This is a genomic window from Streptomyces pacificus (assembly GCF_011766325.1).
Classification (GTDB): domain Bacteria; phylum Actinomycetota; class Actinomycetes; order Streptomycetales; family Streptomycetaceae; genus Streptomyces; species Streptomyces pacificus.
On the sequence record NZ_BLLG01000062.1, the window covers coordinates 1 to 934 of the forward strand.

1 protein-coding gene is annotated in these 934 nt (G+C 75.1%); it reads left to right on the plus strand.

From position 1 onward, the window contains the following. Positions 1-934 (plus strand): beta-ketoacyl reductase (locus SCWH03_RS28240; RefSeq protein WP_173267763.1); only part of this gene is annotated, 934 nt, incomplete at both ends.

The following is a 934-nucleotide window of genomic DNA, read 5'->3' on the forward strand; positions in this document are numbered from 1 at the left end:
GGCCCGTCGGGTGGATCTGCCGACCTATCCCTTCGACCACCGGCGCTACTGGCCCCGGACACCGCGTCCGGACACGACCGGGACCGATCCCCTCGACACCGAGTTCTGGACACTCGTCGACAACGGCCGACTGGACACCATCGGCATCACCGACCAGACCCTCGCCGGCACCCTGCGGACCTGGCGCGCCGAGCGCAAGGCCCGAACCACCACGGAGGGCTGGCGCTACCGCGACCAGTGGATTCCCGTCACCCTCTCCGGGACGCCGTCCGGGACCTGGCTTGTGGTGACCCCCGAGGGCGTGGCCGACGAAGACGTCGTCGCCGCGATCGGCACCAGCGCCGACGTCGTTCGCGTCGAGGTCGGCGAGGGCACCGACCGCGCCGGACTCGCCGCCCGGCTCGCGGACCTCGCGGTCACCCCGAGCGGAGTCGTGGCCTTGACCGGCCTGGTCGGCACGCCCGGCCGGCCCACGGGTCTCGCCCTCACCGTCACCCTGGTACAGGCCCTGGCCGACGCGGGAATCTCCGCCCTGGTCCGGGCGGTCACCCGTCGGGCGGTGTACGACGACGTCGCACACCCGGCCCAGAGCGCGCTGTGGGGACTCGGCCGGGTCGCCGCCCTCGACCTGCCGAAGAGCTGGGGCGGGCTGATCGACCTGCCGGAGGAGACCGACGACCGGGTGGCGTCCCACTTCGCGGCCGCGCTCGTCGGCACCGAGGACCAGGTCGCCGTCCGGACGGGCGGCGTCTACGCCCGCCGCCTGGTCCGTGCCACCGCCCGGCACCGACCCGAGTTCCGCACCACCGGCACGGCGCTCATCACCGGTGGCACCGGGGCGCTGGGTGGCCATGTCGCCCGCTGGCTGGCCGGCGCCGGCGCCGGGCATCTGGTGCTCACCAGCCGGCGGGGTGCCGAAGCCCCCGGTGCGGAG